17 protein-coding genes are annotated in these 20,664 nt (G+C 72.7%); 12 read left to right on the top strand and 5 right to left on the bottom strand.

From position 1 onward, the window contains the following. Positions 1-33: 33 nt before the first annotated feature. From OG386_RS12965 to OG386_RS12945, 5 genes are all read left to right on the top strand, one after another. Positions 34-948, top strand: a complete 915-nt coding sequence (locus tag OG386_RS12965; protein WP_328788298.1) for a dihydrodipicolinate synthase family protein — start codon at positions 34-36, stop codon at positions 946-948. A gap of 19 nt (positions 949-967) precedes the next feature. Then, positions 968-1,972, top strand: a complete 1,005-nt coding sequence (locus OG386_RS12960) for a proline racemase family protein (protein ID WP_328788297.1) — start codon at positions 968-970, stop codon at positions 1,970-1,972. Continuing rightward, positions 1,969-2,988, top strand: coding sequence for a proline racemase family protein (locus OG386_RS12955; RefSeq protein ID WP_328788296.1), 1,020 nt, complete (start codon positions 1,969-1,971; stop codon positions 2,986-2,988). The genes OG386_RS12960 and OG386_RS12955 overlap by 4 nt, the downstream gene beginning before the upstream one ends. A gap of 29 nt (positions 2,989-3,017) precedes the next feature. After that, positions 3,018-3,926, top strand: a complete 909-nt coding sequence (locus OG386_RS12950) for an ornithine cyclodeaminase family protein (protein ID WP_328793237.1) — start codon at positions 3,018-3,020, stop codon at positions 3,924-3,926. A gap of 70 nt (positions 3,927-3,996) precedes the next feature. Further along, entirely contained in the window at positions 3,997-4,710 is a 714-nt protein-coding gene (locus OG386_RS12945; protein WP_030719658.1) for a GntR family transcriptional regulator, read from the top strand. Between the two features lie 29 nt (positions 4,711-4,739). On the opposite strand, the gene OG386_RS12940 is transcribed toward OG386_RS12945, so the two are convergent. Next, complete coding sequence (locus OG386_RS12940; RefSeq protein ID WP_328793236.1) at positions 4,740-6,662, bottom strand: bifunctional metallophosphatase/5'-nucleotidase; 1,923 nt, start codon at positions 6,660-6,662, stop codon at positions 4,740-4,742. A 254-nt stretch (positions 6,663-6,916) separates the two neighbouring features. On the opposite strand from OG386_RS12940, the gene OG386_RS12935 reads away from it, so the two are divergent. The 5 genes from OG386_RS12935 (at position 6,917) to OG386_RS12915 (ending at position 12,873) form a co-directional block, all read left to right on the top strand. Then, positions 6,917-8,659: an ABC transporter substrate-binding protein gene (locus tag OG386_RS12935; protein WP_328788295.1), complete on the top strand. Its 1,743-nt coding sequence runs from the start codon at positions 6,917-6,919 to the stop codon at positions 8,657-8,659. 23 nt (positions 8,660-8,682) lie between these two features. Continuing rightward, the gene (locus OG386_RS12930; RefSeq protein WP_328788294.1) at positions 8,683-9,777 is read left to right on the top strand and encodes an ABC transporter permease; all 1,095 of its coding nucleotides are present in this window, start codon (positions 8,683-8,685) and stop codon (positions 9,775-9,777) included. Next, positions 9,774-10,760: an ABC transporter permease gene (locus OG386_RS12925; RefSeq protein ID WP_327382737.1), complete on the top strand. Its 987-nt coding sequence runs from the start codon at positions 9,774-9,776 to the stop codon at positions 10,758-10,760. Before OG386_RS12930 ends, OG386_RS12925 begins: the two co-directional genes overlap by 4 nt. After that, entirely contained in the window at positions 10,760-11,821 is a 1,062-nt protein-coding gene (locus OG386_RS12920) for an ABC transporter ATP-binding protein (protein ID WP_328788293.1), read from the top strand. The genes OG386_RS12925 and OG386_RS12920 overlap by 1 nt, the downstream gene beginning before the upstream one ends. A gap of 116 nt (positions 11,822-11,937) precedes the next feature. Continuing rightward, entirely contained in the window at positions 11,938-12,873 is a 936-nt protein-coding gene (locus tag OG386_RS12915) for an ABC transporter ATP-binding protein (protein ID WP_328793235.1), read from the top strand. Positions 12,874-13,037: 164 nt separating this feature from the next. On the opposite strand, the gene OG386_RS12910 is transcribed toward OG386_RS12915, so the two are convergent. Further along, a complete protein-coding gene (locus OG386_RS12910) occupies positions 13,038-15,095 on the bottom strand; it encodes a S9 family peptidase (protein ID WP_328788292.1) in 2,058 nt (685 codons plus the stop codon). An 83-nt stretch (positions 15,096-15,178) separates the two neighbouring features. Between OG386_RS12910 and OG386_RS12905 the strand changes: the two genes are divergently transcribed. Beyond that, entirely contained in the window at positions 15,179-16,732 is a 1,554-nt protein-coding gene (locus tag OG386_RS12905; protein ID WP_328788291.1) for an MFS transporter, read from the top strand. A 32-nt stretch (positions 16,733-16,764) separates the two neighbouring features. Here the strand turns inward: OG386_RS12905 and OG386_RS12900 are convergent, their stop codons facing one another. Both OG386_RS12900 and OG386_RS12895 read right to left on the bottom strand, forming a co-directional pair. After that, positions 16,765-17,274 (bottom strand): FBP domain-containing protein, encoded by a 510-nt coding sequence (locus tag OG386_RS12900; protein WP_328788290.1) that lies wholly within the window; start codon positions 17,272-17,274, stop codon positions 16,765-16,767. Between the two features lie 64 nt (positions 17,275-17,338). Then, positions 17,339-18,793 (bottom strand): cytochrome P450, encoded by a 1,455-nt coding sequence (locus OG386_RS12895; protein WP_328788288.1) that lies wholly within the window; start codon positions 18,791-18,793, stop codon positions 17,339-17,341. A gap of 197 nt (positions 18,794-18,990) precedes the next feature. Here OG386_RS12895 and OG386_RS12890 point away from each other — a divergent pair, with 197 nt between their 5' ends. Then, the gene (locus OG386_RS12890) at positions 18,991-19,827 is read left to right on the top strand and encodes a class II glutamine amidotransferase (RefSeq protein WP_328788287.1); all 837 of its coding nucleotides are present in this window, start codon (positions 18,991-18,993) and stop codon (positions 19,825-19,827) included. Between the two features lie 28 nt (positions 19,828-19,855). Here OG386_RS12890 and OG386_RS12885 read toward each other — a convergent pair whose 3' ends face one another. After that, complete coding sequence (locus OG386_RS12885; protein ID WP_328788286.1) at positions 19,856-20,656, bottom strand: hypothetical protein; 801 nt, start codon at positions 20,654-20,656, stop codon at positions 19,856-19,858. Between the last annotated feature and the right edge of the window lie 8 nt (positions 20,657-20,664).

The following is a 20,664-nucleotide window of genomic DNA, read 5'->3' as shown; positions in this document are numbered from 1 at the left end:
AAAATGTCACACACCACACTAGGGAGCTCTCACATGACCCACGCGCACACCCCCGCGCCCCGCACCCGCCCCTGGCACGGAATCATGGTCGCCACCGCGCTCCCGCTGCGCGAGGACCTCACCGTCGACCACGACGCATACGCCGAACACGTGGCCTGGCTGATCGCCAACGGCTGTGACGGCGTGGTCCCCAACGGCTCCCTCGGGGAGTACCAGACCCTCACCGACGAGGAGCGGGCGGCCGTCGTGCGCACCGCCGTCGAGGCGGCGGGCGACGGCGCCCGCGTGATGCCCGGCGTCGCCGCCTACGGCAGCGCCGAGGCCCGCCGCTGGGCCGACCAGGCCGCCGAGGCCGGCGCCGGCTCCGTCCTCCTGCTGCCCCCCAACGCCTTCCGGGCCGACGAGGACGCCGTACGCGCCCACTACGCCGAGGTCGCCCGCGCCGGGCTGCCCGTCGTCGCGTACAACAACCCGATCGACACCAAGGTGGACCTGACCCCGGACCTGCTCGCCCGGCTGCACGCCGACGGCTCCATCGTCGCCGTCAAGGAGTTCAGCGGCGACGTGCGCCGCGCCTACGAGATCGCCGAGCTCGCCCCCGGCCTCGACCTGCTCATCGGCGCCGACGACGTCCTGCTCGAACTCGCCCTCGCGGGCGCCGTCGGCTGGATCGCCGGCTACCCCAACGCCCTGCCGCGCTCCTGCGCCCAGCTCTACCGGGCCGCCGTCGCCGGGGACCTGGAGACCGCCCTGCCGCTCTACAAGTCCCTGCACTCGTTGCTGCGCTGGGACTCCAAGACCGAGTTCGTCCAGGCCATCAAGCTCTCCATGGACCTGGCCGGACGCCCCGGCGGCGCCACCCGCCCGCCGCGCTTCCCGCTCACGGGCGAGACCGAGGCCGCCGTCCGCGCCGCCACCGAGAAGGCCCTCGCCGAGGGCCTCAACTAGTCATCCGGGGGAACCGCACATGCGCACGCGCCACGTCTACCACGCGGTGGACTCGCACACCGAGGGCATGCCGACCCGGGTCATCACCGGGGGAGTCGGGGTGGTCCCCGGCGCCACCATGGCCGAGAAGCGGCTCCACTTCATCGAGCACATGGACCACGTCCGGACCCTGCTCATGTACGAGCCGCGCGGGCACTCCGCGATGAGCGGCGCGATCCTGCAGCCCCCGACCCGCCCGGACGCCGACTACGGCGTCCTCTACATCGAGGTGTCGGGCCTGCTCCCCATGTGCGGGCACGGCACCATCGGGGTCGCCACCGTCCTCGTCGAGACCGGCATGGTGCCGGTCGTCGAGCCGGTCACCACCGTCCGGCTCGACACCCCGGCCGGGCTGGTGAGCGTCGACGTCCGGGTCGAGGACGGGGCGGCGACCGCCGTCACCCTCACCAACGTGCCCTCCTTCAGCGTCGGCCTCGACCTCAAGACCGAGGTCCCCGGCTTCGGCACGCTCACCTACGACCTGGCCTACGGCGGCAACTTCTACGCCTTCGTCGAACTCGACGCGCTCGGCCTGCCCTTCGACCGCGCCCGGGGGGACGACCTGCTCGCCGCCGGGCTCGCGGTGATGGACGCGATCAACGCCGGCCCCGACCGGCCCGTCCACCCCGAGAACCCCTCCATCGCCGGGGTCAAGCACGTCTACCTCGCCGCCCCCGGCTCCGACGCCCACCGCTCCCGGCACGCCATGGCCATCCACCCCGGCTGGTTCGACCGCTCGCCCTGCGGTACGGGCACCAGTGCGCGGATGGCCCAGCTGCACGCCCGGGGCCTGCTGGAGCTCGGCGCGGACTTCGTCAACGAGTCCTTCATCGGCACCGAGTTCACCGGCCGGCTGGTCGGGGAGACCACCGTCGGCGGCCTCCCTGCCGTGGTCCCCACCGTCACCGGCCGGGCCTGGATCACCGGCACCGCCCAGTACTTCCTCGACCCGACCGACCCCTTCCCCGGAGGCTTCCTCCTGTGATCACCGTCCGCACGGTGGACTACCACACCGCCGGCGAGCCCTTCCGGATCGCCGACTGCGCCCTGGACGGGATGCCGCCGGTCCCCGGGGACACCGTCGCCGAGCGCTGCGCCACCGTCATCGGCCCGGGAGGCTCGGGGACCGCCCCGCGCCGGGGCGCGCTGGACGACGTACGGCGCCTGCTCGTGCAGGAGCCGCGCGGGCACGCCGGGATGTACGGGGGGTTCGTGGTCCCGGCCGACGACGACGGCGCCCACTTCGGTGTGCTGTTCTGGCACAAGGACGGCTACTCCACCGCCTGCGGCCACGGCACCATGGCCCTCGGGGTCTGGGCCGTGGACACCGGCCGGGTCGCGGCCCCGGACGACGGGGACGCCCCGGTGCGCATCGACGTACCGTCCGGGCGGGTCACCGCCACCGTCCACCGCGGCGGGGGCCGCACCACCGGGGTCACCTTCCGCAACGTCCCGGCCCGGGTCGGCGCCCGCAAGGTCCCCGTCGCCACCTCGTTCGGGCTGGCCGAGGTGGACATCGCGCACGCCGGGGCCTGTTACGCCGCCGTCCGCGCGCGCGACCTCGGTCTGGACGTCTCCCGGGCGGCGCTGCCCGCCCTGGTGCGGGCCGGCCAGGAGATCCGGGCGGCGCTGGCCACCCACCCCGCCACCTGGCACCCGGACGGCCCGCTGCTCTCCGGGGTCTACGGGGTGATCCTCCACGAGGAGCTGCCCGACACCCCGTTCGGGCCGCACCAGCGCAACGTCACCGTCTTCGCCGACGGGCAGATCGACCGCTCGCCCTGCGGCTCCGGCACCTCGGCGCGGCTCGCGCTGCTCGCCGAGGACGGGCGGCTCGGCCCGGGCGAGGACCTGCTGCACGAGTCGGTCACGGGCACGGTGTTCACCGGCCGGATGCTGGACGGCGGGGTCACCGAGGTCACCGGCACCGCCCACCGCACCGGCGAACACGCCTTCGTGGCGGACCCGCACGACGCGCTCGGCACCGGATTCCTCCTGTGACGGGCGTCCCCCAGTTCGCCGCCGGGCCGATGGCCGCCCTGCTCACCCCGGCGGCGGCCGCCGACGCCCTGGCCGCCGCCCTGCTCGGCGGCCTCGACCCGGAGAGCTGCCCGCCGCGTTCCGCGATCGAGGTGCCCGGCGGGGGTGAACTGCTGCTGATGCCGGCCGCGTCCGGCTCGTACGCGGGGGTGAAGATCGCCGGGGTCGCGCCCGGGAACCCGGCCCGCGGGCTGCCCCGGATCACGGGCTCCTACCTCCTCCTGGACGGGCCCACCCTGCGCCCGCTGGCCCTGATGGACGGCGCGGCGCTGACCACCCTGCGCACCCCGGCGGTCTCCGCCCTCGCGCTGCGCCACCTGGCACCCGCCGGGCGGCCGCTGCGCCTGGTGCTCTTCGGGTCGGGTCCGCAGGCCTACGGGCATCTGGAAGCGGCCCTGGCCGTGCGGGAGTTGGCCGAGGTGGTGGTGGTCGCCCGCGACCCGGGGGGCGCGGAGCGGCTCGCCGCGTACGCCCGTACCCTGGGCCCGGCCGCCCGGACCGGCACCCCGAAGGCGGTGGCCGACGCCGACCTGGTGATCTGCTGCACCACGGCCCGGGAACCGCTCTTCGACGGGCACCTCGTCGGGCCGGAGGCCACCGTCGTCGCCGTCGGCTCGCACGAGCCGACGGCCCGGGAGACCGACACCGCCCTCGTGCGACGCGCGGCGGTGTACGTGGAGTCCCGGGCGGCGGCCCTGCGCGAGGCGGGGGACCTCCTGGTCCCGGAGGCCGAGGGGGCCATCGGGCCCGGTCACATCACCGGCACCCTCGCCGACCTGGTGGGCGGCCGGATGCCGGCGGGCGGGCCGCGGAGTTGTCCACGGCTCTTCAAGAGCGTGGGCATGGCCTGGGAAGATCTCGCCGTGGCGGTCGCGCTGTTCGAGGCCGCCGGAGTGTGAGCAGCGCAACGTGACATTGTACGCTGTTGCCCTCCTCGTCGGTGGTGTCGGGGGTCTCGGAGGAAAAGCAATGGGTGACCTGAAGCAGCACAGTCTCATCAAGGCCCAGGAGCGCCTCCGCGACCAGGTCGGCCACGCACTGCGGGCCGCGCTGATAGCGGGTGAGCTGCGCCCCGGCAGCGTCTACTCCGCACCGGGCCTCGCGGCCGAACTCGGCGTCTCGGCCACCCCCGTCCGCGAGGCCATGCTCGACCTGGCCCGGGAAGGACTGGTCGAGCCGGTCCGCAACAAGGGCTTCCGGATCACCGAGGTCAGCGAGCGCGACCTGGACCAGTTCACCGAACTGCGCACGATGATCGAGGTGCCGACCATCGGCCGGATCACGAAGATCGCCACGGCCGAGCAGCTGGAGGCGTTGCGTCCCGTCGCCGAGGAGATCGTCACCAGTGCGCGCGAGCACAACCTCATCGGCTACCTGGAGGCCGACCGCCGCTTCCACCTCTCCCTGCTGGCCCTCGCGGGCAACGACCGGCTGGTGGAGACGGTCGGCGACCTGCGCAAGCGGTCCCGGCTCTACGGCCTGACCGGCCTGGACGAGGCCGGCAAGCTGGTCTCCTCGGCGGAGGAGCACATCGAGCTGCTCGACCTGATGCTGAGCGGCGACGCCGAGGCGGCGCAGGAGTGCATGCTCCGCCACCTCGGCCACGTCCGCTCCCTGTGGGCCCAGGGCCGTGACGAACCGGTCGGCCGCGTCCCCGGAGGCCTGGGCTCCGGCCTCCAGTAGCCTCCCGGCGGCCGGCAGCCGGCGCAGGGTCAGCAGGGCGGGCGGCCGCTGTCACGGGCCGACAGCGGCCGGTCCGCCGAGATGATCGCCGCCTCCGGCCGTGGTACCGGGGTGCCGTCGGGCAGGAGCAGTACCGGCGGGTCCACCACGGCGCCCACGTCGGCCGCCGCGGCGCCCGCGTTGGCCGCTGTGACCCGCCCCCTGGGCTGCGGGGCCAACACCGCCGTCTCCCGTACGTACGCCACGAAGCTCTCGAAGTCCCGCTGGTGCCGGTAGGGCTCCTGGAACTCGGAGAGGGCCGGATAGCCGTCGTTCGCGAGGAGCGTGTACGAGGGGGCCGCGAGCCGGTAGCTGCGGCCGAGGTCCAGCGGGACGCCGTCGATGAAGACCTCCGCGGGATCCACCCGGTCCCCGACCGGACCCCGCGCGTCGAAGCTGTAACGCACGTTCCGGGAGACGGCGAGGGGAGCGAAGCGCAGTTCGCCGCTCTCCGTCGTCGTCCACTGCTCCTCCAGCGCGTCGTGGATCCGCTGCCCGGTCACCCACGCGCTGACGATCGGATCGCCGAACCCGATGGCCCGCCAGGCGCTGCCGAAGGTGACGGCGCCGCCCGACGCCGCGTCGAGGACGAGGTCCCCGGCGATGACCGCCTGGCCGACGCGGGGCGCCGCGGCGATCACGGCGAGCTGGGCCGGGACGTTGGGGTGGATGTTGGCGTCGTTCTCGGGATCGGTGGGCCTGCTGCCCGCCCACAGCGCCCAGTCGGCGGCCAGGTTGCCCATCGTGCTCTCGCCCGCCGTGTTCCGGGTGCGCAGGAACGAGCCGCTCTGCTGCCCGATCCGGGTCCGGTCGCGTGCGGCGGCCTGTCCCGCCCAGTAGGTGACGACCTCCTGCAGTTCCGGATGCGGGGCGATGTCGCGGGTGTTGGGGTGGTTGGTGGACACGGTCAGTTCCCGGATCACCCGGCCGGTGAGCGGGTCGAGCCGCAGGTTGATCTCGTTGATGACCTGGCCGTAGCAGCCCGCCTCGACGAACGGGCGGGGGACGCCGTTCGGGTCGGGGACCATCATGTTGAACCGGGTGTGCCAGTGCCCGGTGACGATCGCGTCGATGTCCGGGGAGACCTGCAGCGCGAGGTCGAGTGCCGGCCCCGAGGGGTCGACGCCGCTGTTGAAGTCGGCGCCCGCCACCGCCCCGTCGTGCAGGCTGAGCACGATCGCGTTCACGCCCTGGCTCTTGAGCAGTGCCGCGTAGCGGTCGGCGGTGGCGACCGCGTCGAGGGTGGCGAGGCCCGGCTGGTAGGAGCCGGGGAAGCGTTCGCTGCCCACGGCGGTGAGGTGGATGAACCCGATGGGCAGCTCCCGGCCGTCGGCGGTGGGGACCCGCTCGATGTTGTAGGCGGGCAGGACCGTCGTCCCGTCCTGGCCCCGGACGAGGTTGGCGCTGTAGTAGCGGAAGTCGGCGCCGTGGAAGCGCAGGCCGGAGGAGTCGGTGAAGGAGGTGTCGCGGCCCTCGACCGGGAACGGCACGCCCTGCTCCATGTGGCGCTGGAGCATGGCGGGTGATTTGTCGAACTCGTGGTTGCCGGCCGTCGCGAAGTCGAGCCCCATCCGGTTGAGGGCCTCGATCGTCGGCTCGTCCGCGAAGGCGGCGGCGTCGAACTCCCAGCCGGAGAAGGCGTCTCCGGGGGTGAAGAACAGGGAGTTGGGGTGCCCCGCGCGGAGCCGTTCGAGGTGCGCGGCCATGTACGCGACGCCGCCGACGGTGTAGCTGCGGCCGCCGTTGCCGACGATGACGGAGTTGCTGCCGGGTGCGCCCTGCAGATAGCCGTGCAGGTCGGTGATGTCGAGGAGCTGGACGTCGACGTACTCGGCGGCGGTGGCGGCGTCCCGGGCGTCGGCGGTGGCCCGTGCGGGGACCCCGAGCGCGAAGGTCGCCGCCACGGCCCCCATCGCGGTGAGGAAGTCCCGTCGCCCCGGTTCCCGTCGTCCCGGCTCGAGCCGTGAACTCCTGCTCCGCTGCGTGGCCTTGGCCTGCGTGATCACACCCGGCATGTTCCCGCCCGCCGGGCCGGCTGTCGTGCCGACGCGCCGGCCGGCGCTTTGGACACGGCTGGATAACGGCGGCACCAACCCCTTGTCAGTGCAATTTCACATTACTATGTTACCGGTCACATCCTAGAGCGCGGCCCTTCACTGGAGTGACCATGACCAAGCGCACCCAACTCGCCCTCGCCACCGCCCTGGTGGCAGCTCTCGCACTCGGCGCCTCGGGCTGCTCCGACACCAAGAAGGGCTCGTCCGGTGCGGGCGGCGCCAACCCAGCCGCCGCCAACGACGGCAAGGTCCTCGGCGGGACCCCGGTCAAGGGCGGCACCATCACCGTCCTGTCCAACCAGGACTTCGCGCACCTCGACCCCGCCCGCAACTGGACCATGCCGACCATGGACTTCGGCACCCGGCTGCTCTACCGCACGCTCGTCACCTTCAAGGCCGAGCCCGGCAAGGCCGGCAGCGAGCTGGTCCCCGACCTCGCCACCGACCTCGGCACCCCCTCCAACGGCGGCCGCACCTGGACCTTCACCCTCAAGGAGGGCGTGAAGTACGAGGACGGCACGCCGGTCAAGGCCCAGGACGTCAAGTACAACGTCGAGCGGTCCTTCAGCCCCGACCTCACCGGCGGCCCCGACTACGCCGCCCAGTACCTGGCCGGGACCGAGGGCTACAAGGGGCCGCTCCAGGGGCAGCACCTGGACTCCGTCAAGACCCCCGACGACCGCACGATCGTCTTCGAACTGAAGCGCCCGGTCGCCGAGTTCTCCGCGACCGCGACCCTGCCCACCTTCGCCCCCGTGCCCCCGTCCCAGGAGAAGGGCACGCAGTACGACGCCCGGCCCTTCTCCTCCGGCCCGTACAAGATCGAGTCGTACGACCGCGACAAGAAGCTGGTCCTGGTCCGCAACGAGCACTGGGACCCGGGGACCGACACCGTCCGCAAGGCCTACCCGGACCGCTTCGTGGTGGTCATGGGCCTCAAGGGCGGCCAGATCGACGACCGGATCATCGCCGGCGAGGGCGCCGACGCCTCCACCGTCCAGTACGCCGACATGCGCCCCGAGAGCGCCCCCAAGGTGCTGCCCAAGCCGGAGATCAAGGCCCGGCTGCTCGCCGAGTCCCAGGGCTGTACCGAGATGCTGCACCTGAACAACTCCCGCGCCCCCTTCAACGACCCGAAGGTCCGCGAGGCCATGCAGTACGCCGTCGACAAGGAGGCCGTCATCACCGCGGGCGGCGGCCCGGCCCTCAACGAGATCGCCACCGCCTACCTGCCGCCGGCCCTCTCCGGCGGCAAGCAGGCCGACGTCCTGAAGATCGCCCCGGCCGGCGATCCGGCCAAGGCCAAGGAACTCCTCAAGGCCGCCGGCAAGGAGACCCTGAAGGTCTCCCTGTCCGTTTCCACCGGAGACAAGGGCAAGGCGGAGGCCATCCAGCAGGGCCTGTCCCGCGCCGGCATCGAGGTCGTCATCGACACCGTCGACCCGGGCGCCTACTACGACGTCATCGGCGACCTCTCCACCACCCCCGACATGACCCTCACCGGCTGGTGCCCCGACTACCCCTCCGGCTCCACCTGGATCCCGTTCGTCTTCGACGGCCGCACCATCAAGGAGAAGGGCAACCAGGGCAACTACAGCCAGTTCCGCGACGAGGCGACCACGAAGCGGATCGACGAGATCAACGCCATGGCCGACGCCAAGGAGGCCAACCAGGCCTGGATCGACCTCGACGCCGCCCTGATGGCCAAGTCCCCGAACGTCCCGCTCCTGCTGGAGCGCAAGCCGCTCCTCGTCGGCACCAACATCGCGGGCGCCTTCGGCCACCCGGTGTGGACCGGCACCATCGACTACGGGACCGTCGGCCTCAAGGACCCCTCGAAGAGCCAGGGCTGAGGGCCCGAAGGATCCCCGCAGCCATGACCACCACAGCACCGGTCCCGGACGACCGGGCACCCCTGGGCCCCGACGGCCCCGACGGCCCCCCGCTCCCAGGTGCCGCCCGCGCCTCCGGCAGCGCAGCAGCCCCCGGCACGGCCCCGGCTCCCGGCACGGCCCCGGCTCCCGGCACGGCTCCGGCTCCCGATGCCGCCCCGGTCCGGCCCGCGACGGCGCCCGGCAGCAGCCCCTGGCAGCTCGCCCGGCGGGAGCTCCGCCGCCGCCCCGCCGTCCGCGTCAGCCTCTGCGTCGTCCTCCTCTTCGTCCTCATGGCCGTGACCGCCCCCTGGCTGGGCGCCCTCGGCGGCTGGTCCCCGAACGAGTTCGACAAGACCGCCGTCGACCCCTACCTCGGGGGACAGCCGCTCGGCACCCTCGGCGGGATCAGCCCCGAGCACTGGCTCGGAGTCGAACCCGTCACCGGCCGCGACCTGTTCGCCCGCGTGATCCACGGCGCGCAGGTCTCCCTCCTGATCGCCTTCGCCGCCACCGCCATCGTGGTGGTCGCCGGCACCGCCGCCGGGATCGCCGCCGGCTACTTCGGCGGCCGCACCGACACGATCCTGTCCCGGCTCATGGACCTGACCATGTCCTTCCCCTCGCTGATCTTCATGATCGCGATGCTGTCCGTGGCCAAGGACGTCAACCGGATCGCCTTGATGACGGTCGTCATCGGGGTCTTCGGCTGGCCGGGCGTCGCCCGCGTGGTGCGCGGCCAGACCCTCTCCCTCAAACACCGCGAGTACGTCGACGCCGCCCGCGTGGGCGGCTCCGGCCCCTGGCGGATCCTGACCCGCGACATCCTCCCGGGCGTCTCGGGCCCGGTCATCGCCTACACCACCCTGCTGATCCCCGGAATGATCAGTACCGAGGCCGCCCTCAGCTACCTCGGCGTCGGCGTCCGCCCGCCCACCCCCTCCTGGGGCCAGATGATCGCCGAGTCCGTGGCCTACTACGAGACCGACCCCATGTACTTCGTCATCCCCAGCGTCTTCCTCTTCCTCGCCGTGCTCGCCTTCACCCTGCTCGGCGACGCCCTGCGCGACATCCTCGACCCGAGGGGCGGCCGCAGTTGATCCTCTACCTCGGCCGCCGGCTGCTCGCCCTCGCCGGCGTGCTCCTCGCCATCGCCGCCGTCACCTTCCTCATCTTCTACGTCCTGCCCGCCGACCCGGCCGCGGCCGCCTGCGGCAAGACCTGCAGCGCCGAACGCCTGGCCGACGTACGCACGTACCTGGGCCTCGACCAGCCCCTGTGGCGGCAGTTCACCGATTTCCTCACCGGCATCTTCACCGGCCGGACCCTCGGCACCGGCCAGTACGCCGTCGCCTGCGACTTCCCCTGCCTCGGCTACAGCTACGAGAACTCGCTGCCCGTCTGGGACCTGCTGATGGACCGGCTCCCGGTCTCCGCCTCCCTCGCCGTCGGCGCCGCCGCCCTGTGGCTGCTCCTCGGCCTCGGCGCCGGGGTCACCGCCGCCCTGCGCAAGGACACCGCCACCGACAAGGCCCTGATGGTCGGCGCCGTGGCCGCCGCCTCCCTCCCCGTGTACTTCACCTCCGTGATGCTCATCTACGGCGTCATCCGCATCGCCGGCCTCCTGCCCTACCCCACCTACCAGGCCTTCACCGACGATCCGCTCGCCTGGGCCTCGAACCTGACCCTGCCCTGGATCGCACTCGCCCTGCTCTACGCCGCCATGTACGCCCGCCAGAGCCGCGGCTCGATGATCGAGGCGATGGCCGAGCCGTACATCCGCACCGCCCGCGCCAAGGGCATGCCCGAACGCACGGTCGTCGTCAAACACGGGTTGCGCTCCGGCATGACCCCGATCCTCACCATCTTCGGCATGGACCTCGGCGGACTGCTCGCCGGAGCCGTCATCACCGAGTCCATCTTCGGACTCCCCGGCATCGGGCGGCTGTTCTACGGAGCCCTGGTCAACTCCGACCAGCCCGTGGTCCTCGGCGTCACCCTGCTCGCCGCCTTCTTCATCGTCGTCGCCAACCTCCTCGTCGACCTCCTGTACGCCGTCATCGACCCGAGAGTGAGGTACTGATGGCCGCGGCCGCTCCGCTCCTCGACGTACGCGACCTGAGCGTCACCTTCACCACCGGGCGCGGGACCGTGCGGGCCGTCGACTCGATCGGCTTCACCGTCGAGGCCGGACGCACCCTCGGCATCGTCGGCGAGTCCGGCTCCGGCAAGTCCGTCACCTCGCTCGCCGTCATGGGCCTGCACCGCGGCCCGGTCGAGGTCGGCGGATCCGTCGCCCTCGCCGGGCGCGAGCTGACCGGGCTCCCGGAACGGGAACTGTCCAAGGTCCGCGGCCGCCGGATGGCCATGATCTTCCAGGACCCGCTCTCCAGCCTGCACCCCTACTACACGGTCGGCGAGCAGATCGCCGAGCACTACCGCGTGCACTTCAAGGCCCGCCGGGCCGCCGCCCGCAGGCGCGCCGTCGACATGCTCGGCGAGGTCGGCATCCCGGAACCGGCCCGCCGCGCCGGGGAGTACCCGCACCAGTTCTCCGGCGGCATGCGCCAACGCGCCATGATCGCCATGGCCCTGGCCTGCGAACCCGACCTGCTGATCGCCGACGAGCCGACCACCGCCCTGGACGTCACCGTGCAGGCGCAGATCCTGGAACTGATCGCCCGGCTCCAGCAGGAACGCGGACTCGGCGTCGTGATGATCACCCACGACCTGGGCATCGTCGCCCGCGTCGCCCACGAGGTGCTCGTCATGTACGGCGGCCGGGCCGCCGAACAGGCCACCGTGGACCAGCTGTTCGCCGACCCCGCCCACCCCTACACCCGGGGCCTGCTCGACTCGCTGCCCCGCCTCGACACCCCCGACGACGTCCCCCTGCCCTTCATCCCCGGCTCCCCGCCCTCCCTGCTCGCGCCCGCCCCCGGCTGCGCCTTCGCCCCGCGCTGCCCCGTGGCCGCCGCCGGCCCGGACGACCGGCGGGCGCGCTGCTCGGGCGAGCGGCCCGAACCCGCCCCGTACGGTGCGCGGGGGCGGCTGGCCGCGTGCCATTTCGCGGGATCCGCCGCGACCCCACCGGGCGGTTCCGCGCCCGTGTCCCCTTCGACCGCCCCGGGGGTGTCCCGATGACCGTCGGAGCCGATCCTTCCGCGAACGCCGCAGCTCAGGCGGTAGCCCAGGCCGTAGCCGGGGCCGCCGCAGGGCCCGACCCGGCCGCACCGCTGCTGTCCGTACGGGACCTCACCATGACCTTCCCCGGCCGCCGATCCGTGACCGGGCGCCGGGGGGCGCCCGTGCGCGCCGTCGACGGAGTGTCCTTCGACCTGGCCGCCGGCCGGACCCTCGGCCTGGTCGGCGAGTCGGGCTGCGGGAAGTCCACCACCGGCCGGATGCTGGTGCGGCTGCTGGAGCCCACCTCGGGCCGGGTGGCCTTCGAGGGCAAGGACATCAGCCGCCTCTCCCCGTCGGCGATGCGCCCGCTGCGCAAGCACATCCAGATGGTCTTCCAGGACCCGCACTCCTCCCTCAACCCCCGCCAGACCGTGGCCCGGATCATCTCGGACCCGCTGCTGGTGCAGGGCTGGAGCGCGGGCGACGCCCGCCGCCGCGCCGCCGAGCTGATGGAGCTCGTCGGCCTGATCCCCGAGCACATCGACCGCTACCCGCACGAGTTCTCCGGCGGCCAGGCCCAGCGCATCGGCATCGCCCGCGCGCTGTCCACCAGCCCCCGGCTGATCGTCGCCGACGAGCCGGTCTCCGCGCTGGACGTCTCCGTCCAGGCCCAGATCGTCAACCTGATGGAACGGCTGCGCGCGGAGCTCGGTCTCGCCTACGTGTTCATCGCGCACGACCTGTCGGTGGTCAAACGGGTCAGCGACCGGGTCGCCGTCATGTACCTCGGCCGGATCGTCGAGATCGGGGACAAGAAGTCCCTGTACGAGAACCCGCAGCACCCGTACACCCGGGCGCTGCTGTCCGCCGTACCGCTGCCCGACCCGGCGGCGGAGCGGCGGCGGGAGCGGATCGTGCTGCTCGGCGACCCGCCGAGCCCGGCCTCTCCACCCCCGGGCTGCACCTTCCACCCGCGCTGCCCCAAGGCGCAGCAGATCTGCCGCACCGAGCGCCCGTTGCTGCGACCCGCCGCCTCCCGCGAGGTGGCCTGCCACTTCCCTGGTGACTGACGGGGACCCACGGGAAGCGGCGGTGCCCCGGAGACAAAGGCGTCCCCGGGGCACCGCCGTCCGGTGCGGACCCCGCCGGTCAGGGTCGTGGCCACGAACGCCGATCCGGAGTCCGGGCGTGTCTACCGGAACCCGCTGAGCGCGGTGACGGCCGCATCGGCGGCCTAGGCCAGTTCCCGGCGGAAGAACTCCAGCTCCAGCGCCATCAGCTTCTCCCGGGTGCCGCCCGGGGTCATGTGGGTGACGCCGGGGAGGGCCAGCAGCTGGTGCGGGCGGCCCGCGTCCGTCAGCGCTCGGGACAGGCGCAGGGTGTGGGACGGGTGGACGTTGTCGTCGGCCAGGCCCGTGATCAGCAGCAGCGGGCGGGACAGCTTCGGGGCGTCGGGGATGAGGGAGTCCCGCTCGTACACCTCCGGGTGGTCCTGGGGGAGGCCCAGGTACCGCTCGGTGTACGCCGTGTCGTAGTGCCGGAAGTCGGTCGGCGCGGCACCGGCGGCCGCCGCGTGGAAGACGTCCGGGCGGCGCAGCACCGCCATGGCGGAGAGGTAGCCGCCGTACGACCAGCCGCGCACCCCGACCCGGCCGAGGTCGAGGTCGCCGTGCCGCGCGGCGAGCGCGTGGAGCGCCGCGACCTGGTCGTCGAGGGTGACGCCGGAGAAGCCGCGGTACATGGCGTGCGTGTAGGCGGGGGAGACGTACGGGGTCCCGCGGTTGTCGATGGTGACCACCGCGAAGCCCTGGTCGGCCCACCACTGGCGGTGCTGGCGGCGGCGCTGGTCGGTGGTGACGTCCTGCATGCCGGGGCCGCCGTAGCCGTCGACCAGGACGGGCAGCCGCCGGCCGGGGACGTGGTCGCGGGGCAGTACGAGGGCGGTGGGGATGCCGTGCTCGGTGACCCGCTCCAAGACCGCCTCCACCCGGTAGGGCAGCGGCTCGGACAGGTCGGCGGGGGTGAACTCCCGCCCGTCGGGGGTGCGTACCGTGCGCCGCACCCCGTCGGCGTCGGCGCAGGTCAGCAGCAGGGTCCCGGCGGACGCGGACACGGTGTGCACGCCGGGCCCGTCGGCGAGCGGGGTCAGCTCCCCGGTGGCCGGGTCCAGCAGCAGCACCTGCTGCTCGGACGGGTCGCGCAGGCCCGCCTCGATCAGCAGCAGGCCCTCGTGGACCCCGGCCACGGCGCGGACCTGGACCCCGTCCCCGGTGAGGAGTTCGCCGTCCACCGCGAGGGCGCGGGCGGCCCCGCCCGGGGTGTCGGCGCAGGTCAGCATCCGCCCGTCGGCGAGGCGGGCCGGGGTGCCGGGGACCAGCGGGTCCACCCACTGCGGGTGCGCGGTGCGGGACAGCTCCCGGGTACGGCCGGTGGCCGGGTCGGCGGAGAGCAGCAGGACGCGCTGCTGGAGCCGGTCCTGGACGGTCAGCAGGATCTCGTCGGCGGACTCCCAGCCCGCGTCGGATACGTACGGGTAGGCGTCGGCGTCCCAGTCGAGCCGTATCCGGGTCCCGCCGTCGCCGAGCACCCACAGTTGGACGTCGGCGTTGGGCCCGCCCGCCTCGGGGTAGGCGAAGTCCTCGGCCGGCAGCTCCGGGTGCGCCGGGTCGGCGAAGTAACGCCGCTGGAGGGCGGATTCGTCGACGCGGGCGGCCAGCAGGGTGACCCCGTCCGGGGACCACCAGTGGCCCCGGTGGCGGCCCAGCTCCTCGGCGGCGGCGAATTCGGCGAGGCCCCAGCGGGCCCCGTCGTCCGGGCTGATCCGGCCGCCCGGGGCGACGTACAGGACGTCGTCGGCGACGTACGCGGTGCGCGAGCCGTCGGCGTTCGGCCGCGGGTCCAGCGCGGGTCCGGCGGCCGGGATCTCCTTGGGCGTACCGGCGCCGCCCGCGGCGACCTCGAAGAGCCGCCCGTACAGCGCGAAGACGGCGTGCAGGCCGTTGCCGGACAGGGCGTACGAGCCGATGCCGGCGGCGACGAGCCGGGTCCGCTCGCGCAGTCGGCGCTCGGCCGCGGGGAGGGGACCGGGCTCGGGGCACAGTTCGCGGGGATCGGCGAGCCGGGTCTCGGCGCCGGTGGTGGTGTCGAGCACCCAGAGCGAGTCGAAGGCGTCGGTGGGGCCGGTCGACCGGAGGAACCAGAGCAGTCGGCCGTCGTCCCCGAAGGCGAAGGCGCGCGGGGCGCCGTAGGTGAAGCGGGCCGTGCTCGCGGAGAGCCTGAGGAAGTCATCCATGATCGTAGTGTGACATGTGAAATGTCACCATCACTAGGCTGTTCGAGTGGTGACCCCAGAGGTGCGGGCTTAGCGTCGAAAAGGTGGATCCGAACGCATCGCCGAGCAACAGCGGGACCGAAGGCAAGGTCCAGGGAAGCGGCAGCGGACTCGCCCTGTTCGTCATCGCCTCCTGCCAACTCATGGTGGTTCTCGACATCACGATCGTGAACATCGCGCTGCCGCACATCCAGACCGCCCTCGGCTTCTCGACCGAGAGCCTTTCCTGGGTCGTCAACGCCTACACCCTCGCCTTCGGCGGACTCCTGCTCCTCGGCGGCCGCACCGGCGACATCCTCGGCCGCAAACGGGTCTTCATCTTCGGCGTCCTGCTCTTCGGACTCGCCTCGCTCCTGGGCGGACTCGCACAGAACGAGGGCCAGTTGATGGCCGCGCGCGCCCTCCAGGGCGTCGGCGGCGCCATCGCCTCCCCGACCTCCCTCGCGCTGATCACCACCACCTTCCGCGAAGGCCCGGCCCGCAACCGGGCCTTCGGCGTGTTCGCGGGCGTCTCGGCCGCCGGCGGCGCGATCGGACTCCTCGCGGGCGGCATCCTCGTCGAGTGGCTCGACTGGCGCTGGGTGCTCTTCGTCAACGTCCCCATCGCCATCGTGATCGCCGTGCTGGCCACGAAGGTCCTGCACGAATCCGAACGCCACCCGGGACACTTCGACTTCGCGGGCGCGCTGCTGTCCACCCTGGGCATGGTCTCGCTCGTCTACGGATTCATCAGGGCGTCCCAGGAGGGCTGGCGCGACCCGATCACCCTCGGCTCCTTCGGCGCCGCCGTGGTCCTGCTGACCCTCTTCATCCTCAACGAACGGCGCTCGCCGCAGCCGATCACCCCGCTGCACATGTTCGCCGACCGCAACCGGGCCGGGACCTACGGCATCATGCTCATGCTCGCCTGCGCGATCTTCGGCATGTTCTTCTTCCTGACCCTCTTCGTGCAGATCGTGCTGGGCTTCAGCCCGATCCAGGCCGGCCTCGCCTTCCTGCCGGTCAGCGCGGTGATCGCGGTGGGCGCGGCGATCACCGCGAAACTGCTGCCGAAGTTCGGACCCAAGCCCTTCATGGTCACCGGCGCGCTGTCCTCGGCGGCCGGCCTCGCCTGGCTGACCCAGACCGACGTCGACTCGACGTACCTCGGCAGCATCCTGGGCCCGATGCTGCTCTTCGCCCTCGGCATGGGCCTGCAGTTCGTCTCGCTGACGCTGATGGCCCTGTCCAACGTCCCCGACCGGGAGTCGGGAGCGGCGTCCGGACTGCTGAACACGATGCAGCAGGTGGGCGGCTCACTGGGCCTGTCGATCCTGGTGACCGTCTACGGCACGGCGAGCCGCAACGAGGCCAAGCAGCAGGTACCGGAATTCCTCAGCACCGCCGGCCCGGTGCAGAAGGCATTCTTCCAGCGCACCGGACAGCTCCCGAAGCCGTGGGGCGACCAGGTCCTCACCTCCGGCATCAGCGCGGCCTTCGTCGTGGCCGCCCTGTTCACCCTGGTCGGAGCGTTGATCGCACTCTTCGTCATCCAGGTCCGCCCCTCGGACCTCGCGCGCCTCCAGGGCAACCACAAGCCGGCGGCCGACCGGACCTGAGGGGCGGGGGCCTCGGGTGCCGCCCCCTCTCCCTACGCCGCGGTGACGCGGGCCGCGAAGGCGTCCAGGTTGTCGGACATGCGGGCGAGCCGCTCGTCCATCGTCAGGGACTCCTCGTACCGCCCGGCACGCAGCTTCGGCTGGCGCTTGCCGCGTACGTACAGGGGGCAGGCGAGGTCCGCGCAGATGTACGTGCCGACCGTGTTGCCCTCGCGGCCGCGGGCGCCCGCCAGTGGCGCGGCGAGCAGGGTGACCCCGGAGGAGGCGTGCCCCGTCAGGCAGATCTGGCACAGGCTGGACTTCACCACACTGGTGCGGCCGACGGCCGGCACGCGCAGCGAGATCCCCAGCGGACCGTCACCGTCTTCCCGGGGCAGCACGAGATGGGCCCGCAGGGGCGCTCCCGGGTCCACCCACCCCAGGAAGTCCAGGTCCTTCCAGGGCAGTTCGGCGAAGTCGAGCGGCAGGCGCAGGCGCGCCGCCTCGCCCTTCGTACAGTTCACGAAGGACGAGCGGATCTGTTTCTCGGTGAGTGGTTCCACGGGCATCGACACTATTGCCTGCCCTGACCTGCCCGCATCCCGTATATCCGTGACAAGACACCGCCTAGGTGTATTGACCCGCAGGGGTGTCCAGGCGGCGGATCCGGCAGCGCGCCGGGCCGTTCGTCCGCAGGGTGATCCCGGCGCCGACCGGGATCTCGGTGTCCACGGCCTCGAAGGCGTAGGCCCGCAGGATCATCGCCAGCGCGATCACCGACTCCAGCATCGAGAAGTGCTGCCCGATGCAGGCACGCGGGCCCCCGCCGAACGGGAACCAGGCGTAGCGCGGCCGCCCCGCCTCCGCCTCGGGCGTGAAGCGCTCGGGGTCGAAGCGGTCCGGGTCCGGCCAGTAGGCGGGGTGGCGGTGCGTCACCCAGGGCGCCAGGATCACGTCCGCGCCCGCGGGGACGGTGTGCTCGCCGATCCGGGTGGTGGCGACGGCCTTGCGCCCGATGACCGGCGCGGCCGGGTACAGCCGCATGGCCTCCTTGAGGACCTGGGTGAGGTACGGGAGCCGCTCCAGGTCGGCGGCGCCGGGCGTACGGTCGCCCAGTACGCGGGAGATCTCCTCGCGGGCCCGGTCCTGCTGCTCGGGGTGGCGGGCCAGCAGGTGCAGGGCGAAACAGAGGGAGGTGGCGGTCGTCTCGTGCCCGGCGAGCAGGAAGATCAGCACCTGGTCGCGCAGCTCGGCGGCGTCGAACTCCGCGTCGTGCGAACTCCGGGCGGCGGCGAGCAGCGTCAGCAGGTCCTCGCCGGTGGCACCGGCTCCGAGACCGGTGCCGGAACCGGAACCGGCGCCCGTCTCGGCCTCGGTTCCGGTGCGCCGGCGCTCCGCGATGATCCTGTCGCAGACCCCGTAGAGCTCGTCCATCGCGGCGGCCGCGCGCCGGTTGCCGGGAGTCGGCCATCGGCGCGGGACGTTGGCCGGTGAGTAGCCGCGGCGCAGCACGTAGTCGGTGATGACCGGGAAGCATTCGGCCACGACGTCGGAAGTGGCTTCGACGTCGGTGCCGAAGAGGATGCGGGCGACGGCGCGCAGGGCGAGGTGCGCCATCTCGTCGGAGACGTCCACGATGCCGCCCGGGGCCCCGCCCCAGGCGGTGATGACCGATGCGGTCTCGGCGGCGATCGCCCCGGCGTAGCCGTCCACCCGGCGCCGGGTGAACAGCGGCTGCACGAGCCGGCGTTGGCGCAGGTAGTCCTCGTCCTGACTGGTCAGCAGCCCGTTGCCGAAGGATTCCCGGACCTCTTGGTAGAAGTGGTTGTCCTTGCGGAAACGGGCCGCGTCGGAGGCGAGCACCTGCTGGGCGCCCGCGGGGGAGAAGACGCAGTACAGCTCGGCGCGCATCCCGGGCGGACCGGCCGTGATCCGTACCAGGTCGCCGTGCTGGTGCTGGGCCCGCAGATAGGTACCGAGGGAGTCGGACTTCAGGTCGAACAGCGACCCGAGCAACGGCACCCCGGCGAGCCCGGGCACCGCCTTCCCCGTCTCCGCTGCGGCGTTCGTTCCCACGGCCACGGCCGCCCCCTTCGTCCTACGGAAGCCCGATTCTGCCGCGCCCGCGCGCGCCTGGCCAGGACGGCGTCCCATCGGGCCGAAGAGTGGCCTGATGGCCACCTCGCCGCCGGCGGCCGGGCCCGTTCCGCGTGGCGGTCAGCAGGGGGCGCGGCCACAATGGAGGGGTTATCTGCGTTGCACCCCAGAGGTGATGGCTCATGTGCCGATGGCTCGCGTATTCGGGAACCCCCCTGCTGCTCGAAACCATCCTCTACAAACCGGCCCACTCACTGATCGACCAGAGCCTGCACTCCAAGATGGGCGTGGAGACGACGAACGGCGACGGATTCGGCGTCGGGTGGTACACGCAGGAGGCCACGGCCACCCCGGCGACCTTCAGGGACATCGGTCCCGCCTGGAACAACCGGAACCTGCGGGAGATCGCGGACCACGTCCGCTCCCCGCTGTTCTTCGCCCACATCCGGGCATCGACCGGCACGGCGGTGCAGCAGACGAACTGTCACCCCTTCCGGCACGGCCGCTGGCTGTTCATGCACAACGGGGCCATCGCCGAGTTCCACCGGATGCGGCGGGACCTCACCCTGCTCGTCGACCCCGCGCTGTACCCCGACGTCGAGGGGACGACGGACTCCGAGGTGATGTTCCACCTGGCGCTCACCTTCGGCCTGGAGGCGGACCCGCCGGCCGCGGTGGCCAAGATGGCGGGCGTGGTGGAGCGCGTCGGCCGCGAGCACGGCGTGGAGTACCCGCTCCAGATGACCCTCGCCATCAGCGACGGCGAACGCCTGTGGGCCTTCCGCTACTCCAGCCGGGGCGAGTCCAGGACGCTGTTCTACAGCAGCCGGGTGGACGCGCTGCGCAGGCTCCACCCCGACATGGAGTTCCTCCAGGAGGTCTCCGACGAAACCCGCCTGGTGGTCTCCGAACCCCTCGGCGACCTCCCCGGCGCCTGGAACGAAGTCCCGGAGAGCACCTTCGGCATCGTCGAGCCGGGCAAGGACTCCCTCCACCCCTTCACCCCGCAGGCGGCGTAGGGCCCGGCGGCGGATCCCCGGCGGCGGATCAGCCGACGGCGCCGAGGATCGGCGCCCACGCGGCACCGGTGAGTGCGGCCACCGCCTGCTGCTCGGAGAGCGGGGGAGCCGCCCGGGTCGGCTTCGGGGTGTCCGCGCCACTGCCGCCGCCGGTGCTGTTCCACTGCACCATCTGGAGTTGGGCGCCGGTCGACTTGAGGGTCACCGTCACCGTCCAGCGGTGGGCGGTGTCGGCCCGGGCCGGGTGTTCGGCCGCGTTCCGCTCCGACATCACCACCGCTCCGCCGGGAACCGCGGCACTGCTCGGCAGCTCGCTCAGCGTGCAGGTGTCGCCTTCGGCACGGGCGGGCGTACGCGCGCAGCTCAACCCGTCGCCGTCCCTGAGCGGCAGTTTGAGCCGCACGGCCGAGACGCCGACCAGGGCGGCTCCGTGCCCGTCGTCGACGACGAGCCGACCGTTGGCGACGTATCCGCCGGACGGATCCGAGGGGTTGTTGCTCTGTCCGTCCATCTGGCTGAAGGCGCCCCCGGGAAGCGTCTGCTTCAACGCGTCGACCATCTGGGTGCCGGTGATCGCGGAACGGGGCATCGCCAGCGCCACCGTCTCGATGTCGGATCCTGACGGGCGGGTCCCGGCGAGCGCGCCGGGGATCACCAGGCCGGCCACGGCCACCACGGTGCAGGCGCCGACCCCGGCGATGACGGCGGCGCGCCGGCGCCGGCGGCTGCGTCCGCGCTCGACGGCTCCGCCCAGGAGGGCGGTGAGATCGGGTTCGAGGGAGTCGGCCGTGCGGTCCAGGGCATGTGCGAGGTCTGCTTCGAACGGCATGCTGGTGT

Origin of the sequence: Streptomyces sp. NBC_00273, from assembly GCF_036178145.1 — a bacterium.
Lineage (GTDB): Bacteria > Actinomycetota > Actinomycetes > Streptomycetales > Streptomycetaceae > Streptomyces.
The sequence above is the reverse complement of the archived record's forward strand: the minus strand, read 5'-3'. Positions and strand labels throughout refer to the sequence as shown.